1 protein-coding gene is annotated in these 235 nt (G+C 45.5%); it reads left to right on the top strand.

The annotated features are described in order from the left end of the window. Positions 1 to 235: hypothetical protein (locus tag ACY2RR_RS24795; RefSeq protein ID WP_490110865.1), on the top strand; the 235-nt coding region annotated here is incomplete at both ends.

Genomic DNA, 235 nt, shown 5'->3' with positions numbered 1-235 from the left:
ATCCGTCTGCCACTTTGGTTATCAGTGATCCAACCCAGGTGAATCTTAATCTTGAGTCTGCCGCTGATGGTTTCTTTGCCGACGATTATGCGCAACTGACCGTGGTTGATGAGGAAGGAAATATCGTTGCCCACCAAGGGAACTCCAGTAATAACGATGCATCTCTATCGTTATTACTGAACCCTCATCACCATAATACTTTTCTTATGCAGGCCAGTTTAAAAGGCACCTTCCC

The sequence above is a fragment of the Parendozoicomonas sp. 2304DJ65-17 genome (genome assembly GCF_058148445.1).
This window is presented reverse-complemented; position numbering and strand designations above follow the sequence as displayed.